The organism is Pseudomonas sp. PME37.24/025, from assembly GCF_055556615.1.
Window position 1 is genome coordinate 178,859 of the sequence record NZ_JBVHNK010000002.1, and the last position, 20,826, is coordinate 199,684.

At 58.0% G+C, this 20,826-nt stretch carries 22 protein-coding genes and 2 tRNA genes; 3 read left to right on the plus strand and 21 right to left on the minus strand.

Annotated features, from left to right (window positions below; translation table 11 throughout):
• Positions 1-59: 59 nt before the first annotated feature.
• Positions 60-515 (minus strand): hypothetical protein, encoded by a 456-nt coding sequence (locus tag ACZ3HH_RS04025; RefSeq protein ID WP_465802875.1) that lies wholly within the window; start codon positions 513-515, stop codon positions 60-62.
• Between the two features lie 195 nt (positions 516-710).
• On the opposite strand from ACZ3HH_RS04025, the gene ACZ3HH_RS04030 reads away from it, so the two are divergent.
• Positions 711-1,112, plus strand: a complete 402-nt coding sequence (locus ACZ3HH_RS04030; protein ID WP_465802876.1) for a barstar family protein — start codon at positions 711-713, stop codon at positions 1,110-1,112.
• 67 nt (positions 1,113-1,179) lie between these two features.
• On the opposite strand, the gene ACZ3HH_RS04035 is transcribed toward ACZ3HH_RS04030, so the two are convergent.
• From ACZ3HH_RS04035 to ACZ3HH_RS04080, 10 genes are all read right to left on the minus strand, one after another.
• Positions 1,180-1,455 carry a hypothetical protein gene (locus tag ACZ3HH_RS04035; protein WP_046040835.1) on the minus strand — a complete coding sequence of 92 codons (276 nt, stop codon included), beginning with the start codon at positions 1,453-1,455 and terminating at the stop codon, positions 1,180-1,182.
• Positions 1,452-2,432 (minus strand): integrase domain-containing protein, encoded by a 981-nt coding sequence (locus tag ACZ3HH_RS04040; RefSeq protein WP_465802878.1) that lies wholly within the window; start codon positions 2,430-2,432, stop codon positions 1,452-1,454. The genes ACZ3HH_RS04035 and ACZ3HH_RS04040 overlap by 4 nt, the downstream gene beginning before the upstream one ends.
• A gap of 904 nt (positions 2,433-3,336) precedes the next feature.
• Positions 3,337-4,665, minus strand: coding sequence for a tyrosine-type recombinase/integrase (locus ACZ3HH_RS04045; protein ID WP_024645034.1), 1,329 nt, complete (start codon positions 4,663-4,665; stop codon positions 3,337-3,339).
• A 164-nt stretch (positions 4,666-4,829) separates the two neighbouring features.
• Positions 4,830-4,905: transfer RNA gene (locus tag ACZ3HH_RS04050), tRNA-Thr, on the minus strand.
• A gap of 78 nt (positions 4,906-4,983) precedes the next feature.
• On the minus strand, positions 4,984-5,808 hold the full coding sequence (locus ACZ3HH_RS04055; protein WP_465802881.1) for an FkbM family methyltransferase: 825 nt from the start codon (positions 5,806-5,808) through the stop codon (positions 4,984-4,986).
• Between the two features lie 342 nt (positions 5,809-6,150).
• Complete coding sequence (locus ACZ3HH_RS04060) at positions 6,151-7,380, minus strand: methyltransferase (protein ID WP_465802883.1); 1,230 nt, start codon at positions 7,378-7,380, stop codon at positions 6,151-6,153.
• On the minus strand, positions 7,361-8,050 hold the full coding sequence (locus tag ACZ3HH_RS04065) for an ABC transporter permease (protein WP_123721658.1): 690 nt from the start codon (positions 8,048-8,050) through the stop codon (positions 7,361-7,363). The genes ACZ3HH_RS04060 and ACZ3HH_RS04065 overlap by 20 nt, the downstream gene beginning before the upstream one ends.
• A complete protein-coding gene (locus ACZ3HH_RS04070; protein ID WP_223488539.1) occupies positions 8,047-8,742 on the minus strand; it encodes an ABC transporter permease in 696 nt (231 codons plus the stop codon). Before ACZ3HH_RS04070 ends, ACZ3HH_RS04065 begins: the two co-directional genes overlap by 4 nt.
• 78 nt (positions 8,743-8,820) lie before the next feature.
• Entirely contained in the window at positions 8,821-9,567 is a 747-nt protein-coding gene (locus tag ACZ3HH_RS04075) for an ABC transporter substrate-binding protein (protein ID WP_465802885.1), read from the minus strand.
• Between the two features lie 13 nt (positions 9,568-9,580).
• Positions 9,581-10,354: an ABC transporter ATP-binding protein gene (locus ACZ3HH_RS04080; protein ID WP_007949059.1), complete on the minus strand. Its 774-nt coding sequence runs from the start codon at positions 10,352-10,354 to the stop codon at positions 9,581-9,583.
• A 561-nt stretch (positions 10,355-10,915) separates the two neighbouring features.
• On the opposite strand from ACZ3HH_RS04080, the gene gabP reads away from it, so the two are divergent.
• On the plus strand, positions 10,916-12,310 hold the full coding sequence (gabP, locus tag ACZ3HH_RS04085; RefSeq protein ID WP_223488536.1) for a GABA permease: 1,395 nt from the start codon (positions 10,916-10,918) through the stop codon (positions 12,308-12,310).
• 76 nt (positions 12,311-12,386) lie between these two features.
• Here the strand turns inward: gabP and vapC are convergent, their stop codons facing one another.
• The 6 genes from vapC to ACZ3HH_RS04115 form a co-directional block, all read right to left on the minus strand.
• Positions 12,387-12,794, minus strand: a complete 408-nt coding sequence (vapC, locus tag ACZ3HH_RS04090) for a type II toxin-antitoxin system tRNA(fMet)-specific endonuclease VapC (protein ID WP_465802887.1) — start codon at positions 12,792-12,794, stop codon at positions 12,387-12,389.
• Positions 12,794-13,024 (minus strand): type II toxin-antitoxin system VapB family antitoxin, encoded by a 231-nt coding sequence (gene vapB, locus ACZ3HH_RS04095; protein ID WP_038978541.1) that lies wholly within the window; start codon positions 13,022-13,024, stop codon positions 12,794-12,796. The genes vapC and vapB overlap by 1 nt, the downstream gene beginning before the upstream one ends.
• Positions 13,025-13,204: 180 nt before the next feature.
• Entirely contained in the window at positions 13,205-13,657 is a 453-nt protein-coding gene (locus ACZ3HH_RS04100; RefSeq protein WP_465802890.1) for a hypothetical protein, read from the minus strand.
• Positions 13,658-13,663: 6 nt separating this feature from the next.
• On the minus strand, positions 13,664-14,080 hold the full coding sequence (locus ACZ3HH_RS04105; RefSeq protein WP_465802891.1) for a hypothetical protein: 417 nt from the start codon (positions 14,078-14,080) through the stop codon (positions 13,664-13,666).
• 37 nt (positions 14,081-14,117) lie between these two features.
• Complete coding sequence (locus ACZ3HH_RS04110; protein ID WP_465802892.1) at positions 14,118-15,092, minus strand: alpha/beta hydrolase family protein; 975 nt, start codon at positions 15,090-15,092, stop codon at positions 14,118-14,120.
• A 69-nt stretch (positions 15,093-15,161) separates the two neighbouring features.
• Entirely contained in the window at positions 15,162-16,220 is a 1,059-nt protein-coding gene (locus ACZ3HH_RS04115; RefSeq protein ID WP_465802894.1) for a PDDEXK nuclease domain-containing protein, read from the minus strand.
• 262 nt (positions 16,221-16,482) lie between these two features.
• Between ACZ3HH_RS04115 and ACZ3HH_RS04120 the strand changes: the two genes are divergently transcribed.
• Complete coding sequence (locus tag ACZ3HH_RS04120) at positions 16,483-16,932, plus strand: carboxypeptidase regulatory-like domain-containing protein (RefSeq protein WP_460143744.1); 450 nt, start codon at positions 16,483-16,485, stop codon at positions 16,930-16,932.
• 83 nt (positions 16,933-17,015) lie between these two features.
• Here the strand turns inward: ACZ3HH_RS04120 and ACZ3HH_RS04125 are convergent.
• From ACZ3HH_RS04125 to ACZ3HH_RS04140, 4 genes are all read right to left on the minus strand, one after another.
• A tRNA-Phe gene (locus ACZ3HH_RS04125) sits at positions 17,016-17,091 on the minus strand.
• Positions 17,092-17,194: 103 nt separating this feature from the next.
• On the minus strand, positions 17,195-17,467 hold the full coding sequence (locus ACZ3HH_RS04130) for an oxidative damage protection protein (RefSeq protein WP_008149405.1): 273 nt from the start codon (positions 17,465-17,467) through the stop codon (positions 17,195-17,197).
• On the minus strand, positions 17,464-18,531 hold the full coding sequence (gene mutY / locus ACZ3HH_RS04135) for an A/G-specific adenine glycosylase (RefSeq protein ID WP_465802897.1): 1,068 nt from the start codon (positions 18,529-18,531) through the stop codon (positions 17,464-17,466). The genes ACZ3HH_RS04130 and mutY overlap by 4 nt, the downstream gene beginning before the upstream one ends.
• Positions 18,528-20,762, minus strand: coding sequence for an AsmA family protein (locus ACZ3HH_RS04140; RefSeq protein WP_465802898.1), 2,235 nt, complete (start codon positions 20,760-20,762; stop codon positions 18,528-18,530). The genes mutY and ACZ3HH_RS04140 overlap by 4 nt, the downstream gene beginning before the upstream one ends.
• Positions 20,763-20,826: the final 64 nt, after the last annotated feature.

Here is a 20,826-nt window from a genome sequence, read left to right on the forward strand (position 1 = left end):
GGACTGAAAACGACCCAAACCGGCCGGTCACGGAGCCTACAAAACTAGGGGCGATTCAATTAGATGCCCGAGCAGTCCTTCTTGGCGATTTCAAACCGGCCTACCTCTACGCCACTCTCCTGCTTGTAGACATACTCCCAGACGAAGCCCAGGCGCAGAGGATCGTTTTTGGTCTGTTTCGCGCAAAGATCCTTTGTAATGAGAGCCTGCACCTGCTTCAGGTTGAATTCTTTGGCATACGTATGATAGTTGAGCAACGTCTGGTACATCCTCATCTTGTACCCGCCCACTGCCTCGACGCTGTCCAGCCGCGTAATCTCATCGATCTGTCTCGGTGTTTGGGCGTTAACCTTCTGCACGGCTTGAGCAACGATCTGGGCCAATATTTCCTTGTCCGACGGCATCATCCACTCGTGGGCAACTTGCTTGCCGATCGAGCCTGCAATAGCGACAACGCAGAAGAACAGGATTCCTCCGACGACCTTTTTCGATGATCCCCACACTTTTCCCAGCATCGACGCTTCCTTAGTCCCTGACTCTTCGAACGGACGCGCCACAGTTGGTGGCGCGAATAGCGCAGAATATTACGCAAAATGGTCGTGCGACATGCAGGCGTCAATCGCCGTATCAGTAGTTTGAATGACAGCTTGCGGCCAGAAGCGGCCACTGAAACGTCGTTTGTAGCGGATTGAGCCTTGGATTGTGCAAATATGCAGTCAGCAATTGACTTCACCCTGCGAGACCGCCATACCTGTTTTTTTTTCGTGGTGAAGGTTAATCTGACAATGGTGCAAGTGGATGCAAACCTGATTACTGACTGGCAAACATTCCACAGTGTTTTCGCAGAAAAGTTCGGCTTTCCTAGCTTCTACGGCCGCAATATGGACGCCTGGGTTGATTGTCTTTCATACCTCGATGACCCCAGCGCAGAAATGTCGTCTATCCACGTTCAAAGCGGACAAACGCTTTCATTGGTCATCGACAATGCCCAGAGCTTCAAGCGCCGCTGTCCTGAACAATTTGAAGTGCTTGTGGAATGTGCAGCTTTTGTGAACTGGCGAATCGTCGTTGCTGGCGGCACTCCGCTCCTGGCACTTGCTTTCAATGTTTAAGTGCTCGCCCACATCAATCGAAAGTGGTGTTGTCAAGGGCAGCTTTTGGCCGTTTTCTGACCTTCGTTTAGAGGTTGAACTGCCAGGATTTTCCTAAGCGATGGGTGAGTAATTGCATGGTCAGCAAATAGTAATAGCGCGTCGATTGAGTGTGCTGGTTTAGGTGGTGATTCAAAAACCACGCAAGGTGTTTTCTCTGCCAAGTCCATGGATTGTCGCGTTGCCAGCGCTCAGCGATCGCTGTTTGGATGGCCTTCGCCTGACGCAGGTGGCGTTGGCGCGTGGTATGCGACCCGGTCAGGACACCCGTCAGGAACAGATCCATATCGAATACCGTGCTCATGCGCGACCACCAATGTAAGCGGCCACCACGACGATACGGTTGTGCCCCAGCTCATAGCTGATTTGTACTCGGGCTTCCTGATCGAGACGTCGGTCGAGTTGATAGCAATGGCCACCGTTGATGGGGGCGGGATGGTGGGTGATTTGCTCATAGCGTTCGCACGCATAGGCTGCCCGCAATTCGTGGAAGCCTTTGAGGTTGTACTGATGGAGGATGTCCCGTGCAGGACGGACGATTCCCCGTTGGAAATCGAGGTAGGTTTCGTTCGGTGCAAGTAGGTTGCGGCTACCGTCGGGTGAGACCTGTTCGGCGAATCTCAGCGCCTCGCGAATATGATCATCCGCCCTGATCCAGCGAGGTGCCGAGGCACCTGAGCGGCCCCCCTTGGTGCCATCCTGGATGTTGATCTTGCCGTATTGTTCGGCCTCACGTTTTAAGCGCGGAAGGTCGGCCAAAATGGCCTCACGTAAGCGCATGCCGGTGGCTCGCGCTAATTGAGCGATGGCCGCGGCACGCGGCTGCTGGTGTGCGCAAAGCACCTCTACGACCCTCTTCACATGTTCGCGGTCTTGGCCTTGCGGCACCGAACGACGAACACTGGTGCGCCGCATTCCTAGCGCCTTGCTCGGACTCGGTACTTTCAAATACTGATCACCGCGAAGCGCTGCCAGGGTCCGATTGACGCTGGACAATCGGTTTTGCGCAGTGGCGATGGCGAGATCGCTGCGCTCAACCAGGTGACGCAGATGCTCCGCGTAATCCAGCAAGGTCTGCCGATCAATCTGCCGTGCGTCATTAATTCCCGGGCCATCCTCCGACCGACACCAGCGTACAAACGCCAGCCAACGATCACTGTGTGCTTTGACCGTCCCGTAATGCCCGCCGCCAAACAGATCACGTAGCGCCTGTGGCCCGGCATAACTCAGTTGCCGGCCATAGCCAAAATTGCGCCCGTCACGTTTACCTACCAGTGCCATGATCAAATTCCTGTCGAAGCCAAATCTTTGAAGCTTTCCCCACGTCATCCCGCCAAGAATGTTGAGTGTTATCAGGGATCAAGGCCCCTGCGACCTGTGAGGGTTGTCCACTAACGCGGGACTGGCGGCTCTTTACGACCGGGAGCTTGGGCATCTCATGATCTGGCCTCCTGAGCACTTCCGAAGAAGTGGGCGGGTGGAGGCTGCGCTGGCTGACGAGACCAGCGCCGCGAGATCCTGAGTCGGGTGAAGGCAGTGAAGCGATGACCGGGGCATGCCTGACTGTCAGTCAGGTACAGTCCATTCCTTGGGCTGCGGCACCATTATCTGCATCGCTGTTGCTGGTGACTTCGGTGTTTGTCACGCCGATTGTCACGAGGGGGAATGCCGCAAAGCCTTGTACGAGTTGGGCTGCAGCAGCGGTAGGAGCGCCCGTCTCTTTCGGGGGAAAGAGACGGGCGCAGGTTGGCGTAGTGAAATGGCCAAGCGGGAAGGTTGCTGCAGGGCAGCTGGGTAGGGGGATGTATTTGCCGCAATGGCAACGATCTGAAGTAGGCATCCATCACTCGGTGAGTGACCGTGCGAGCCGCCGGGCGCTAATCGCACTTTGGGTGAACCACCACGGTGTGGCGTAGCCTTAAAGGTTCTGGCTACTTGGGTTGCTGTCAAAGACAGCGCTTTGCCCGATCTTTTCTACGCCTGTGGATAATTTGGGTCAAGGCTCGAATTTTCGGGAATTCTGCGGCTGTGGATGAAATTATCCACCGGTGGAAATCTATGGTTTTCCACAGACAATTTGCGTGGGCTTTAGATTTTTTAAATGAGGTCCATCCAAGCAGGGCGGCTTTGCAGCCCCGCTTGGATGGACCCGCGTGGAAGGGCGGACAACGGTGATCTCATAGGCTTACCCACGTTTGGATGCGCCACGGCTATTTTGTAGGGCCGTGATGTTGTCGCCGACAGGGTGAGCGAATTCGTGGGGTGTCACATGCCCATGGCGGTTGGCGTCGATGTAGTTGCTCCACCACGCCATGATCAGCCTGCGCTGTTCGAGGAATTCGGCCTTGTGGATATACGCGGCACGCACGCGGTTGCGTTCCTTATGGCTCATTTGTCTTTCGATGGCTGCGTCGGTCCATAACCCGGACTCCAGTAGGGCGCTACAGGCCATGGTCCTGAAGCCGTGGCCGCACACGTCCTTGCTGGTGTCATAGCCGACGTTGCGGAGCATGGTGTTCACCGTGTTCTCGGACATGGGCTTCCAGTATTTGTGGTCTCCCGGTAGCACTAACTCTGAAAAACGACTGAGGCTGCGCAGGCGCTCCAGTATTTCGATGACCTGCGGCGATAGCGGAACCATTTGAATGTCGCCGTTCATCTTGGTCCCGCGCGTGGAGTTGCGTACCCCTTCAATCGGTGCGCGTGTATCGGGGATTTCCCACATGGCGCGTTGGAGGTCGAACTCACTCCATCGCGCGAAGCGCAGTTCGCTGGAGCGGACGAATACATGCAGCGTGAGTAGGACGGCAAGGCGTGTCAGCTCGCGGCCGTTGTAGTTGTCGATACGGTGCAGCAGTTCGGGTAGGCGGTTGAGGGAGAGGGCTGGGCGATGGACTGTGCGCGGCGCGTGAATCGAGCCTGCCAGATCCAGTGCAGGATTCATGGTGATCTGCCGAGCCCTTTTGGCCCCGCGCATGATGGTGGATAAGTAGTTCTGTACCCTTAACGCCACATCCATGGTGCCGCGTTCCTTGATGCGCTGGGTGATCTCTAGCAGGTCGTGGGTATCGAGTTCGGCGATGGGCCGTTGGCCGATCAGCGGGAAGACGTGGGTACGCAGTCGGCTCATCACGGTTTTTGCGTGTCCTTCGGTCCAGCGACGGGACATGTCGGCGTGCCACTCCAGAGCAACGGTTTCGAAAAGCAGTGCCGCCCGCTGGGCTACGATCTTGGCCTTCTTCTTTTCTTCCATTGGGTCGAGGTTGTCGAGCAGCAACGCCTTGGCTTCGTCTCGCTTACGTCGTGCGACGGAAAGGGTAACTATGGGGTAATTGCCGATGATGAGCGTACCTTCCTTGCCGCTGGGCTTGGTGTACTTCAAGCGCCAGGTCTTCACGCCATTGGGTTTGACGAAAAGGTACATGCCGCCGCCGTCGAACAGTTTGTAGGCGCGTTCGCGGGTTTTGGCCGTACGGCATTGCAGGTCGCTGAGTGGGATCGCTAGACGTGGCATAGGGGTACGCGCTCCTGACCGGGAAATCGCAGTACCCCTAACATACCCTCGGGGAAGGGGGATTTTGTTGGATCCCGACAGAGGGTCATGGAACGAAAAAACCCGCCAAAGGGCGGGTTTTCGGGGCTTCCAGAGCATTCGGTGGAATGCAATGGAGCCTAATGTGGTGCCGGCACCAGGAGTCGAACCCGGGACCTACTGATTACAAGTCAGTTGCTCTACCAACTGAGCTATACCGGCGTGTTAGGGCGACGATTATAGCGATTGGGTTGGTTCTGTAAACCCCTGAATTCAGACTATTTTTGCGCGGGCTTTCGGTTAGGTGCGAACTAGTACTTTCTTGAGTTTCTGAAGGGTGCGCCAGGCTCGGCTATTTTGCATCGCCCGCAGCTGCGCTTCAGCGTGTTCGGCGCGTTGCAAGGCGGCGGCGAGATGGTTTTCAGGGTCAGTGACGGGGTGGCTGAAATTGTGGCCGCGGCAGAACTGGAAGTCGTCCAGGTTGCATGGCGGGATGTCGAAGGCGGGTTTGAGGGCCAGGTGTTCTTCGGCGAGGTAGTAGGTGTTGATGCCATCGAACAGGATGGACTGGTAGCCGGCGCCGGTGACGAGGGTTTCCCAGGTCTGGTCGCGTTCCCATGGGGTTTCGATGAGGATGATCCACGGCCGCCATTGGGTGAAGTCCATGCCGCGCAGGACGGTTTCTTCGTGGCCTTCAACATCGATTTTCACAAAGTGGATCGGGCGGTTCCGGGCGTGTTGTTCGCAGATGGAGGCCAGGGTGCGGGATTTGACGGTTTGGCTGCGCACTTCCAGGCCGGCGTCTTTGTGTTGCTGGGCCAGGGCCGGGTCGAGGGTCGACAGGCCAGTGCCGGCGATGCCGTAGAAGGTCAGGTCATCGGCGCTTTCGCCAGCCACGCATCGCAGGTTGATGTCATTGGGGCGTTGTTGGCACAGGGCGTTGTAGTAGTTCGGCATGGGTTCGACGTTGATGCCGGTCCAGCCGCGGTCGTAGAAGGCTTTGGTGACGGAGTCTTGGGTGGGGTCGTTGGCACCGATGTCGATATAGAAGCCGTTTTCGACGTATTTGAGGGCGCGCCACAGGCGGATGTCTTCGAAATTCTGTGCGTAAGAAATGAACGTCACGGTTACATCCTGTCGGTCAGATTGTTCTGTTCATGGCCGCACTGTCGGCGCCCCTGCATGCTGGTATAGCAAGGGGTATTGCAAGGCGCAATTTTCCGCTCGGGATGTCCGGTATTCGGCGGTTATGTCGTTTTGATTAAATGCTTATGCACAATGGACCAGGGGCGATGGCCTGTTCATTACGATTTTGTAGACTCGTTCTCATTTGTCCGCAAATGCCTGTTTTCCGGGTTTTTTATTTGTGTGAACAAAAAATGATCAGCAGTGTTTCAGGCGTAAAGCAGCGTGGATATTGGATCCACGATAATTCCATCAACAGAGTTATCCACAGGCTGTGGCTGTTTAGGGACGTTCTGCCAGGAGTAGGAAATTGCGCGGCGTGAGTGGAGTTTTACAGAAAGTGCCGAGACGAACGGTGTAACCCTGCTCAATGAGGAAAAGTGCCCGATCAAGTACCAGCCACAGCTCCAGCGGCCGCCGGAAAAGGCCTCGCAGCAGCTCCAGATTGCGGACTTCAGCCAATCGCTGCCAACCGGCGGTTTCGAGTGTAGTCCAATCTGGGGCGCCAACTGTGGATAAGTCTTTGAGCGCGGCCAGGTCGCGGCAGTAATCGGCGAGAGGTTTGTCCAGCCAGGCGCTGGGCAGAGAAGGGGTTGGCAGGTATTCATTGATGCCGCGCAGTTGCCGTTGCAGCAGGTCGAACGCCAGGCGCCGGGCCATGGAGGTATCGCGCTGGCGTCGGACGCGAGCGCCGGCGGTGACAGTTTCGCTCATCGGCAGCGCAAGATCATCGAGGGAAAGGTGTAGGTCGGAGCGCTCAGCCGTGCAGGAAAGCGGCTGATAGGTGTTCAGACTGATCCGGTTGTAGCAGCAGGGAGCGATGGCCAATTGTTTACAACCGGCGGCGCTGGCGAGCTGGATCAGTCGCACATGCAGATCACCGCACGCGTGCAGCGCTACGGGCGTGTGATCGGCGTTCAATAAAGAGGCTGCGCCAGGCGCGAGTACATCCTGCTCGACATGCAGCGCATGCAATGGGTGACGCTGGCTGAGTGTCTGGCCGCTGGCGACCAGCGCCGGGTCGAACTCCAGGCAAGTCAGTTGTTGTCCGGTTTGTAGCAGGCGTCGCCCCAAATGGCCCTTACCGGAACACCAATCCAGCCAATGCTTCGGTGTCGAAGCGAATTCCAACCGACTGGCGAAGGCTTCGATTTGCTGCCACTTGCGCCCCGGAACATCCACGTTCAACCGATGGCCTGCCGCTTCAAGAGCATGAGCCGGTAATTCATCCACCGCGCTCAGTCCAGCAGACATCGCCGCCAATGAAGCAAACGGCTCAGGCGCATCGAGCAGGCAAGGTTGGTTATGACTGCTTTCCGCATCCTCCAGCGACCGTCCGCGTAGCCAAAATGCCAACTCCGGGTAGGACGCTTCCCAAGGCAGTTGCAGATGGGTAAACGGTCGAGGCTTCCACAGCGCCTGATGCTCGATCAGAAAAGCATCCAGCGCAGTGAAACGGGCGAGCAGGGCCTCGCCCGTCAGCACGCAGGAATCAACGCCCTTGGCAGGCATCGACGCGCAGCCAGCGCTCCAGCAGCTTGAAGCCACGAACCAGCACATAAGCCATCAGCAGATAGAACATGCCCGCGGCGAAGAAGATCTCCACCGGCAGGTAGGTGCGGGCGATGATGGTGCGGGCCATGCCGGTCAGTTCCAGCAAGGTCACGGTACTGGCCAGGGCGCTGGCCTTGAGCATCAGGATCACTTCGTTGCTGTAGGCCGGCAGGCCGATGCGCGCAGCACGCGGCAGCATGATGTAGAACAGCGCCTTGGCCCGGGACATGCCCAGCGCCCGTGCCGCTTCAATCTCGCCCGGTGGAATCGCCTGGATCGCACCGCGCAGGATCTCGGCGATGTAGGCCGCGGTGTGCAGGGTCATGGTCACGGTGGCGCACCAGAACGGACTGCGCAGATACGGCCACATCGAGCTGTTACGCACCGCATCAAACTGCGCCAGGCCGTAGTAGACCAGAAACAGCTGAACCAGCAACGGTGTGCCACGGAAAAAGAAGATGTAGCCGTAGGGGAATGCCCGCACATACCAGAGCCGCGACGAGCGAGCGATGCCCAGCGGAATCGCCAGCAGCAACCCGGCGATCACGGCGATAGCCACCAGTTCGAGGGTCAGCGTTGCGCCCTGAGCCAGTTTCGGCAGCCATTTGATGATGACTTCCCAGTTCATTGGGTGCTCCTCGCGAAGCCGCGAGCGGCGCGTCGTTCCATAAAGTGCATGCCGGTCATGGCCAGAATGGTCAGGCCCAGATACATGAAGGCGGCCACCATATAGAAGGTGAACGGCTGCTTGGATACGGTCACGCCGATTTGTGCGTGACGCATGATTTCTTCCAGGCCGATGACGGAGACCAGTGCGGTGTCTTTCATCAGGATCATGAACAGGTTGCCCAGGCCCGGCAGGGCGATGCGCCACATCTGCGGCATGATCAGCCGGGTAAAGATGCGAAATTTCGACAGGCCCAGCGCCACACCAGCTTCACGGTGACCCTTTGGGATCGCCAGAATCGCACCGCGAAACACTTCCGTGGCGTAGGCGCCGAAGCACAGCCCCAGCGCAATCACGCCGGCGGCGAAGGCATTAAGTTCGAGGTCGGGGTTGCCGAAGAACTCGCCCAAGGCACGCATCAAGTTGACCGTGCCAAAGTAGATCAATAGCACCCAGAGCAATTCCGGGATACCGCGAACCAGTGTGGAATAAGTGCCGCCAAGCCATTGCAGCGGCTTGTATGGGGAAGTCTTGGCCAAGGCGCCGAGCAGACCGAGCACCAGCCCCAGGCACAAGGCCGAGAGTGCCAGTTTCACAGTCATCAGCGCACCAGCGGCGAGCGCCGGGCCGAATCCGTAGAGGTCGATAATCATGGATTTCTTTTCAAATCGCGGCAGGCAATGCCAAGGACTGACGCCGTCAGCGAACGGCGCCGGTCAGGCAGGTCAGAATCAATAGATGCTGAACGGGAAGTACTTGTCGTTGATGCTTTTGTAAGTGCCGTCAGCGACGATTTCCTTCAGCGCGGCGTTCAGCTTCTCGCGAATCGGGTCGTTCTTGCGAACAGCGATACCGATCTTGTCGCTTTCTTCCACCGGGTCGCCCTTGAATTCGTAAGCCCGGCCAGCGTCGCTTTTCAGCCACTCATAGTTGACGTACTTGTCGGCCAGGATGCCGTCCAGACGACCCGAGGTCAGGTCCAGGTAAGCGTTTTCCTGGGTGTCGTAGAGTTTGACTTCAACGCCTTCCATGTTGTCTTCCAGCCAGGTGCCGGCCAGGGTCGCGCGTTGGGCGCCGATCACCTTGCCTTGCAACGAAGCCTTGTCGGTCTTGAAGTCGACGTTTTTCGGTGCGATGAACTGCAGCTTGTTGGAGTAGTACGGTGCGGTGAAGTCCACCGCTTGCTTGCGCTCGTCGGTGATCGACATCGAAGAGATCAGGAAGTCGAACTTCTTGGCGTTCAGGGCCGGGATGATGCCGTCCCAGTCGGACGTGACCACGGTGCACTCGACTTTCATCTTGGCGCACAGGGCATCGCCGATGTCTTTGTCGAAGCCGACGACATTGCCACTGGCATCTTTGTTGTTGAACGGCGGGTAGGCCGCTTCGATGCCCATCTTCAAGGTCTCGGCGGCGGCACCGGCGCTGAAGGCCAGGGTGACAGCAGCGGCCAGGAAGATTTTTTTGTAGTTCTGCATGCGGGTAGCTCCGTTAGCGGTTGCTGGACATGAATTGTTTGCAGCGTGCCGAAAGCGGGTTTTCGAACACCTGCTGCGGCGATCCTTGTTCTTCTACCAGGCCTTGGTGGAGGAACACCACTTCGCTGGAAACCTGACGGGCGAAGCCCATTTCATGGGTCACGAGCAGCATGGTGCGGCCTTCTTCGGCCAATGCGCGGATGACATTAAGTACTTCCTGGACCATTTCCGGGTCAAGGGCGGAGGTGGGTTCGTCGAACAGGATCACCTTGGGCTGCATCGCCAGGGTGCGGGCGATGGCCGCGCGTTGCTGCTGGCCGCCGGAAAGTTGCGCCGGGTAGGCGTGACGCTTGTCAGCGATGCCGACCTTGGCCAGCAAGGCTTCGGCGACTTCGATGGCTTCGGCTTTGCTTTGGCCGAGCACGCGGCGCGGGGCTTCGATGATGTTGTCGAGCACGCTCATGTGCGGCCAGAGATTAAAGTTTTGAAATACAAAACCGATCTCGCTACGCAGGCGATTGATCTGCTTGCCATCGGCAGCGACCAGTTCGCCGTTCTTGGCGGCTTTGAGTTTGAGTTCTTCGCCGGCTACCAGGATCTGGCCCTGATGCGGGTTTTCCAACAGGTTGATGCAGCGCAGGAACGTGGACTTGCCGGAACCGGAGGAGCCCAGGATCGAGATCACATCGCCGTCGCGGGCGGTCAGCGAGATGCCTTTGAGCACCTCAAGCTGTCCGTAGCGTTTGTGCAAGTTGCGGATTTCAAGCGCGGGCGCGGCCTCAGCCATGTGCGTTCCTCATAGTGTTTTCGCTCCTGCTGTTGGTGGCCTTCCTGGCGAGGCGGCCAAGCTAGCATAGCGTTCGAATGGCAGCCAACAGCGCTACGGACGGTAAACGGGTGGCATGTGGCAGGTTGTCGCATCGGCACAGCAGACTGTCGCCCCATCAACAACCGAACAGCCGTTTGAACACTGCTTTTAAATTAAAAAGCGCGGGGCTGTCGAAAAAAAGGCGCGATGTTGCCAGCTTTGGCGGGGTGTTGGAAGCGCTAACCGGACAAACGTTCCTGATCTGCACTTTTATTGTGCGAGCACGAATTATTTGGTGTGTTTCCGGTGCGCCGATTGGTTCTTGAAGTGGGTGGCAGGGTAACGCTCTGGCGAAATGCCATTAATCTCAATGACTTGCGATGACTGCTCGATTCGCCCACAGGCCCCGTATCCCGGGTGCGTGAAACATTTTGGCGTAATTATTGCGTGCAGAATAAGAAACGCCATGTTGGATTCTTTTTACGAGAAGGAATGTCAGACGGGGCCGACGTCATCGCTTTACTTGCAAAGGTAGTCTTAATGAGTAGTAGCCAAAGCTCCTCCAACGGCCTCGAGCAGGGGCTCAAACCGCGTCATGTGACCATGCTGTCGATCGCCGGGGTTATCGGTGCCGGGCTGTTTGTCGGCTCCGGCCATGCCATCGCCGCTGCAGGCCCGGCCGTGCTGTTGGCCTATGCGGCCGCCGGTGCTCTGGTGGTTCTGGTAATGCGAATGCTCGGCGAGATGGCCGTTGCATCGCCAGACACAGGCTCCTTCTCGACGTATGCCGATCGCGCGATCGGTCACTGGGCCGGTTTCACCATCGGCTGGCTCTACTGGTGGTTCTGGGTTTTGGTCATCCCGCTGGAGGCTAACGCTGCCGCAACCATCCTGCATGCCTGGTTCCCGAATGTGGCGATCTGGGCCTTCACCTTGGTGATCACGTTGCTGCTAACGGTGACCAACCTGTTCAGTGTGAAGAACTACGGAGAGTTCGAGTTCTGGTTCGCGCTGGTCAAAGTCGTAGCGATCATCGGTTTTATCGGTCTTGGCATTCTGGCGATCTTCGGCTTCCTGCCTACCAGCCAGGTCAGCGGCGTGTCGCACCTGTTTGACACTCAAGGCTTCCTGCCAAATGGCATGGGCGCGGTACTGGGTGCCATTCTGACCACCATGTTTTCCTTCATGGGTACCGAGATCGTGACCATCGCGGCCGCGGAATCGAAGAACCCTGGCCAGCAAATTTCCAAGGCGACCAACTCGGTCATCTGGCGGATTGGCTTGTTCTACCTCGTCTCCATCTTCATCGTTGTGGCCTTGGTGCCATGGAATGATCCGATTCTGGCCAGCGTCGGTTCCTACCAGACCGTGCTGGAGCGCATGGGTATCCCGAATGCCAAGCTGATCGTTGATATCGTGGTTCTGGTTGCGGTAACCAGCTGCCTGAACTCGGCGCTCTACACTGCTTCGCGCATGATGTTCTCGTTGGGCAAACGCGGCGATGCACCGGCCGTTTCCCAGCGCACCAACAGCAGCGGCACACCTTACTGGGCCGTGATGCTGTCGACCGCCGCTGCGTTCCTTGCAGTGTTCGCCAACTACGTGGCTCCGGCCGCTGTATTCGAATTCCTGCTGGCCAGCTCTGGCGCCATCGCGTTGCTGGTGTACCTGGTGATCGCGATTTCGCAACTGCGTATGCGCAAGCAGCGTATGGCTCGCGGTGAAAAAATCGCCTTCAGCATGTGGCTGTTCCCGGGCCTGACCTACGCGGTGATCATATTCATCGTTGCGGCCCTGACCATCATGCTGTTCCAGGAAGCCCACCGCGTGGAGATCCTCGCGACCGGCCTGTTGAGCTTGTTGGTAGTGGCTGCCGGGTTGTTTGTGGCTCGCCGTCGCAAGCTGCAGAAAGTGGGCGCGGTGGTGCTGAACTGATTCGTACCGCGTAACGCAAAACGGCCGCTGTCAGTGATGACAAGCGGCCGTTTTTGTTTTGTCTGTTGTGCTCGATTCAAGCGGGGTGCACCCAGTCTTCAACTCGTAAACCGGATACACGCTCAAATTCCCGTAGATTATTCGTCACGATGGTGAACCCTCGTGAGCGTGCGTGGCCGGCAATCATGTGGTCATAAGGGCCTATTGGTGTCCCTGCTTTAGCCAATTCCGAGCGAATCATTCCGGTGTGTGCTGCTGCTTCATAGTCAAAAGGCAAGATCTCAAGACGGGCAACAAAGCTCTCGATGACAGCGAGGTTTTTTTCCGGTGCGGCAGATTTTTCTGCACCGTAAATCAACTCCATCAAGGTGACAGTGCTGATGCACAGCTGGCCGTGATGACGATTGAAGGCTTCGCGTACAACCTGTGGCTTGTTCTTGATGGTGAAGATGCAGATGTTGGTATCGAGCATGAATTTGATCATTAAAACGACTCACGCTCCTGATCGGTTGGTTGCTCACGGTCAGCCATAAAGTCTGCGCTCACGCCTTCGCCGTCGAACCAGCTATCCCAGGCTTCTCCTGCCGGGGTGATGAGGCGAGTCCTGCCGATAGCGATAACATCGACACGCTTCACATCACTGGGCATTGCGACGGCTTTGGGCAGGCGGACGGCCTGGCTTCGATTGCTCATAAAAAGGGTGGTTTGTTCCATGGCAGGCCTCCTGCGCTTTGCTGACACTTGAAGTCAGAAGGATAGAATTCTGTTGGGATATGTCAATGGGATATACGCGATGGCTGATGAAAGGTTGTGATAGTCACGACAGTTTCAATGATTACAAAAAACGGCTGCTGTCAGAGATGACAAGCAGCCGTTTTTACTTCCAGAGTGGCCTTACTCAGCCTTTTCCACCGGCAGGTCCAGCGACTGACGATAGCTGTCCAGCGCATCGCCAAAGTCGGTGATGAATTGCGGGTCGGTCAGCCAGGCCTGGGCGGCGTCGCGGTCCATGCCATCGGCCCACATGCGGTAGTCGATCAGCATGTCGGCGGCCAGGTGCGTGGCGGCCATGGCTTCGTTGTCGGCGTTTTCCATGTCCAGCAGTTCTGGATGGTCGCTGATGATCCCGGCGAGGTCCGACAGCAGGGTCAACAGCATGTCGTTGCGGCTGGTGGCTTCGGCGTCGCGCATTTTGCTGAACATCGCCAGGGTGTATTCCGGGATCGGCTCGCCGAGTTCGCCCAGGTCATCGTCCAGCGCGGCGGGCTTTCTGCCGTGGATATTGATTTGCTTGGCTTTGATTTTGGCGCGTTTGGCGCGTTTCTGTTGCTTGTTCAGGGAGGCCATGGGAACTCAGTTTGGTTTCTGTTGGGTTTGGGTCGCGATGGCGCTGGACGCCGCCACGTAGTCAGCCTGGAAGGACGCAGACTCGATCCACGCCAAGGCGCCGGCTTCGTCTGTCTCGGTGGACCATTGGCGGTATTCGATCAGTGCCGCGAGGATGAAGTCCATCGCGCCTTCTTCGCCTTCCTGCTCGTACACCAGTTCCAGCAACGGGTCTTCGAGGAAGGCTGCGCACATCGCTTGCTGACTGTTTTTTTCGGCGTCGATCATTTTCTTGAACAGTTCGGTCAGGTCCACCGATTCGAAATCGATGCGATCGTCGTTCGGGTCCAGCTCGACCGGCGTGGCAGCCCGCTGGGTGCGGTTCTGCTTGGCCTTGGCTTTGGCGCGGGAGGCGCGTTTGTTCTGCTTGTTGGCGGAGGCCATGGGCGTCGTTCCGTAATTCATTGAGGGGGCGCATCCATTAACTGCGTGGCACTCGCCGCCCGGGTGTATCGGGGGCCAGCTCGCCGGTATGCAGCCAGGACAATGCAATGGGCCATAGTGTGGCTTGGTATGCGCTGCGAAAAAAGGCGAAATGTCCGACTTCTTCTTCGCCGATGTCTTCGGGGGCGATTCGCAGGTGAGTGTTTGTGCTGTTGGTGAAGTAGCCGAGCAGGCGTTCGATGGCTGGAATCGTGCCGTAGGGATCGTCGCTGAGGCTGATCGCCAGCGTTTGGGCGGTGACGTTCCCGAACGGCAGCTGGCCGCTTTCGGCGTGGATGACGCGAGCGCTGGGGCGTTTCTCATATTGGGCGGCGGGCATGCTCCAGTCGCGGACTACACCGGCCGGGGTGTCTTCGAGCCAGCCGAGGCGTTTGCCGGGAAAGTAGCCATAAAGCATGGTCATCAATGGCATCACCACATGCCACTTGCCAAACATTCGCCAGCGATGAGCAGGGGCGTAGTCGCGCCAGTAAGCGAACTGCGCACCCACCGTCACCAGGCGTCGGATCAAATGCCCGGAGGCTCCCAGCCCGGCCGCGCAACCGCCGAAGCTGTGGCCGACGACATTGATGGGTTGTTCTGCAAACTCGCGTTGCGCCCTTTGCAGCATCGCCTCGAAATCCAGTGCGCCCCAGTCGGACCATGAGGCCTCAAGCCCTTTCAAGGACGCGGGGCGCGACTCGCCGATGCCGCGGTAGTCATAGGTGATCACGTCGAAGCCGTTGGCGAACAGATAATCGGCGAAGCGCGAGTAGTGACGGCAACGGACTGAAGTAGCGGCGTTGATGATCACCACTGGGCGGGTTGGGTCTTGATTCGCATGCCGCCAGGTGAAGCCGCCAAGGATGAAACCGTCGACGGCGGGCTCCTTGAAAGATTCACCAGGTGTGCCGGTGGGTAACGGCAATTCAAGTTGCGTCGGGGCCAGTGAGGGCATGTCCTGCAAATTCATCGGCTTTGAACCTTTGCGGCGAGTCACTCACCATAGTCTTCACGCCGTTTATGAACAATCTGCCCGCGCTTATCGGAGCCTCTGCTTGAGTAACCGCTCCTCAAGCACTGCCCATTCCCGATCCAGTTCTGTGCGAAGCTCCTCCTCGCTCGGCAGTACCAGTCTGTAGGTACTGGCGAACAGTTGTTCGTTGCCTTGCAGCACTGAATAGCGCACCACCGATTCATCTTTTTGCGCGCAGAGAATGAGGCCGACAGTGGGGCCATCCTCCGGTCCGCGCTTGAGGTCGTCGTACATGCGCACGTACATGTCCATCTGGCCGACATCCTGGTGGGTGAGTACGCCGCGCTTGAGGTCGAAGATGACGAAGCACTTGAGCAGGTAGTTGTAGAACACCAGGTCGATGTAGAAGTCTTTGCTCTCGGTACTGATGCGTTGCTGGCGAGCGATGAAGGCGAAGCCTTTGCCCAGTTCGAGCAGGAAGCCCTGGAGTTGATTGATCAATGCTTGTTCAAGTTCGCTTTCCTGGATCAAGCCCGCATTGGGCAGGCCGAGAAATTCCAGTAGCACTGGGTCCCGGATGAAATCCCGAGGGCTGGCGTTCATTTGCTGGATGTTGGTGGCGGCTTCCTGTTTGACGGCGGCCCGGTCGCGGCTCGCCAGCAAGCGTTCGTAATAGAGGGTATTGATCTGGCGCTCGAGGGCGCGACTTGACCAGTTCTGCAGAGCAGATTCGTTCATGTACCAGTGGCGAGCGTTGTCGTTGTCGACTCGTAGCAGTCTGCGGTAATGGGTCCAGCTCAATTCGTGACGCAGTGCGTCACGAATTGGGAATGCTTGATAGAACAGGCGCATGTAGCGAAGGTTGGAAGCGTCGAAACCTTTCCCAAACTGCTCCGTCAGTACTTTCGCCAGCGTCGATAGCAGCTGCTTGCCATACACCGCCCGCCGAGCGCCTTCCTGCTCGAACTCCACAATATGCCGCCCGATCTGCCAACAGGTTTGCACCTGAACGGTATCGACCGCTCGCAGCACCTTCTGACGCGCTTCACGGATCAACTCGCCAAGATTGCCGAGCAGTGAAGTGATCTGTGGATCTTGAGTGTTACCGGGTTTGAGGGAGCTCATGACATTTTCCGCGGCTGAAGGAAACAGGCACAAGAGGATGGCAAGAGAGTGATAGTCCGCGATGCCGGGCGTTGCTGGTAAATCGGAAGGAAAGGCGAATTTGCTGTGCAGGACCGGGCCGACGGCAGCCCATGCATGAGGAGCACATCACGTAGTCCGATTCGCAGTGAGCCCAAGTGCGAATCGATCTAAAACTTGAACATTCGGTAACAAATCTAAAAAGAGTAACGATTGGGTTCTGCGTAACCCGGGAGTCGCCATCATGAAGAACGTCCATTCATTCATGCTGCCCATCGCCGCCGTCGGCGTAATGATGTTTCCAGTCCTGCTTAACGCCGCCAGTCTTGAACCGATCGACAGCACAGGCGTGCAAGTTCAGCAGCAACAGCAAAACGGGATTACTTACCTGTCCGGGGGGATCGGAGAGGATGAGGCTCGAGCCATTGAACAAACGCAGGGTTACAACCTGCACATGACCTTTTCCACCGGGCCGAAGGACGAATATGTTCCCGATGTGGATGTGGTCATTCAGAAAGCCGCAGGGCAACCCGTGCTGACACTGAGTGAGGCTGGGCCGCTGGTTTATGTTCAGTTGCCTGCCGGCAAGTACACCGTTGTCGCGACGCATAAGGGTGAGGTACGGCGGGATACAGCGGATGTAGGCAGTGGTGCCGCTCGCAATCTGGTTTTCCACTGGGGCGGTGAAAACTAGTCAGGAGAGACGCTTGCACGATGCCTGATCAAATCGCGGGCATAAAAAAACCCTGAATCTTGCGATTCAGGGTTTTCGGTATTTGGTGCCCAGAGACGGAATCGAACCGCCGACACGGGGATTTTCAATCCCCTGCTCTACCGACTGAGCTATCTGGGCAACGGGGCGCATTAAACTGGTTTTTCAGGGGGTCGTCAAGAAAGTTTTCAAAAAAAATTTAATTATTACCGTCGCTTACGATCCACCCCCCGAAAAAACGGGGTTATTCAGCCGGCGGAACGTAGCCGTCAGCCTTGGCGTATTCCTCGCCGGAAAAGAACTTGTCCATCTCGCCTTGAAGATATTTGCGGTCTTCGGCGTTCATCATGTTCAAGCGTTTTTCGTTGATCAGCAGGGTCTGGTGTTTCTGCCAGTCGGCCCAGGCCTTGGCCGAGACGTGGTCAAAAATGTCCTGACCTTTTGCGCCCGGAAATGGAGCGCGCTCCAGGGCGGGCAGTTCTTCTTTGTACTTGCGGCACATGATGGTGCGGGTCATGACGACTCTCCTGCGTTCAATACGGCGGCCGCGCGTTCGAGCAAGGTTTTGACCGGGGCGGCAAGGCCCAGGCGCGGCGGGGTGGCGAGGTTATACCAGAGCCAGTCGGCCTCGGCCACGTGATGGCCGGCCTCTTGGACCTGAACCAGCCAGGGTTCGATGGATAACTGAAAGTGGCTGAAAGTGTGTACCAGACTCGGCAGTGCCTGTTGGCTGCGCAATTCCAGCGAGTGCTGCGAAGCCAGATGTTGCAGGTCGTCGAGGTCGTCGAGTTCCGGCAGGCTCCAGAGACCGCCCCACAGACCCGTGGAAGGGCGACGGTAAAGCAGAATCGCACCTTCGCCATTAGCGAGCATTGGCATCAGCGTGCGCTTCTGTGGCACGACTTTGCGCGGTTTGGGGATCGGGTAGCGGGTTTCCAGGCCAAGCATGTGCGCCTCGCAACCCTTTTCGAGCGGGCAGAGCAGGCAGCTCGGTTTGCTGCGGGTGCAGAGCGTGGCGCCCAGGTCCATCATCGCCTGGGTGTAGGCGTTGACACGGGTCTGCGGCGTAAAGCGCTCAGCGTTGGCCCACAGCTGTTTGGCAACCTTGGGCTCGCCCGGATAACCCTCTTGCGCGGTAAAGCGCGCCAGCACCCGTTTAACGTTGCCATCGAGGATCGGCGCCCGCAAGCCCATGCTCAGGCTGGCAATCGCGCCGGCCGTGGACAGGCCAATACCTGGCAGATCGGTGAGCTTTTCCACATCACGGGGAAACTCGCCGCCATATTCGGCAACGACAATCTTCGCGGTCTTCTGCAAGTTGCGCGCCCGGGTGTAATACCCGAGGCCGGTCCACAAGTGCAGCACTTCGTCTTCCGGCGCGGCAGCCAGGGCTTCGACCGTCGGCAACGAAGCCATGAAACGGTCGAAGTAATTCAGCACGGTGCTGACCTGGGTCTGCTGTAACATGATTTCCGAGACCCACACCCGGTAAGGGGTGATGCCCTGTTGCCAAGGCAAATTGTGGCGGCCGTGGCGGTCGTACCAATCCAGCACCGCCGTTGAAAACTGCTCGGCTCTCATCGCTTGAACAGCCCCTTGAGCGCGTTTTTCAGTTCCGGGCTGACTTTATCGCCAAGCTTCTCGTCGATTTTTTCGCTGATCCGCTCGCCAGCCAGTTTGCTCGCGACTTGTCCCATGCGTTCGTTGTCGACGCGGCAAGCCTTGGCACCCAGTTCCAGCGGACCACGGCAGCGTAGCGGCCACTCGATGCCGACGTAGCGTTCGCCGACCTGGCAGGCCGGGTCCGGCATGTCGCTCTTGTCACCTTCGACGATCACGCCGACGCGGTAATCCATGCCCAGCACCCGCAGGTCGATATCGCCGTTAGCGTTGACGGTCATGCCCGGGATGCGCACTTTCAGGTCGGGGTTGCTGGCCACGCCGTTGTGGAAGGTCAGGTTGCCCTTGAGCTCTTCGAACGGTGTGTCCTTGCCCCGTGGCTCGCCCGTGAGGGTTTTGCGATTCAGGGTGGCGATGCCCTTGCACAGTTGCTGCTCAAGGTTGGCATTGAGCAGCACGCCATTGTTGATGACGAAACTGGCATTGCCGTTGAGGTTGTCGATCAGCACGCTCTGGCTATTGCCGCTGCTGGTCAGCGCGCTATCGAGCGTAACCAGGCCTTGGATCGGTGGGTTTTTCCCCTGGCTTTCGAGGATTTTTTCTACAGGCACTTTGCTGATGCGCGTCTGCATGTTCAGCGCCGGCACTTGCTGGCGCACGTCCAGGGTACCTTTGGCTTCGAAGTTGCCGTCGTACAGGTCGCCGCGCAGGTTTTCCAACGTCAGCAGGCCGCCTTGGCCGGTGGCCTTGAGGGCAGCATTCTGAATCGGCAGTTTGTCGAGGGTCAGCTGGCCGAAGGTCAGGTCGGCGTCCACGTCGAGTTTGCTCAGGCGTTCCACCGGCAACAGACGCTCGGTGCTCCACGGGCCTTTGGTCGGTGAGGGTGGCAGCGGGGAACTGCCCGCGCCAGCCATAGCTTCGGTCTCGGTGCTGGCCACTTCGGCCTCACGCACCTGCTTCGCGCTGTTGGCTTCGGCGGATTTTGGCGGCAAGTAACGGTCGACATTGAAGGTGTCAGCCTTGAGGGTTGCGCGCAGCGATTGCTTGGCGAAGTCCTCGACAGCGATGCGGCCGCTGAAAGTGCTGTCGTCGAGTTTCAGGTTGAGGTTGTCGAGGGACAAACTGGTCGGCGTGCCGGCAACCTGGCTGGCCAGCTCGACTTTGCTCAGGCTGCCTTCGGCCATTGCCGGGAGTTTCTGGCCGATGCTGTCGACGAATTTCGCCAGATCGAACTGGGCAATCGACAGGCCACCGCTGATTTGCGGGGTCTTGTCGAGGTCGTTGGCCTTCAGTTCGCCCAAGGCGCGCAACTGATTGGCGGAGATCTTGATGCCGGTCCATTCGGCGACGTTCGCTGCCTTGTCCAGCAGCAGCTGACCTTGAGCTGCGAAGGTCATGGTCTTGCCTTGCAGCGGATCGCCAGCGACTTCACCGGAGAGTTTCATGTCTTCGAATTTGTAGCGCTGCAGCGCACGCTCGAAACGCAACTCGCCGGCCAGTTCGGTCCGCACCCGCAGAACCGGTTGGTTGGTACCGAGGAACGCGGTGAGTTTGACCGGGATGTTGGTCGAGTCGTGCACGGGGCCAGTGCTCAGCTGGATGCTTTCGGCGCTGAACTGCTTGCCGGTTTTCTCGTCGCTGTACTCAACGCGGGCGTTGTTGACGGTCAGGCTGTCGATGTCCAGGCGGATCGGCTGGGCCGGTTTTTCTGCCTGGGCAGTAGTCGTTGGTGCGGGCTCGCCGGTGGTGGCGGACGGCGTGGCCGAGGTCGTCGGGGTGGCAGGTGCCGGGACCTTGCCGATGTCTTCCCAGTTACCGTGGCCGTCCTTGTCGCGGTTCAGGCGCAGGTTCAGGCCTTCGACGCGCACATCGCTCATCTGCACTTCGCGGCGCAGCAGCGGAATCACGCGGACCGACAGGCCGAGCATCTGCAAGTCTGCGAACGGCTCGGTAGGCTTGGCCAGGGTCGCAACACTGGCTTCGTGCAATTCCAGGCCCAGCCAGGGAAACAGGCTCCAGCCGATATCGCCATTGAGCGTCAGCTCGATGTGGGCCTTGTCGCGGGCAATCTGGCGAATCTCGTCTTTATAGTCGTTGGGATCGAAGAGGTGGGTCAGGGCAAAGCCCAGCGCCACAATGATCAGCAACAGCCCGAGAAGTACCAGACCCAGGATTTTGCCGAACGCTTTCATGGGCGAGTCCTTGTATTAGTCGAATTCGAAATTTAGCCGGGGAGTATAGCGCTCCGAAGTGGCT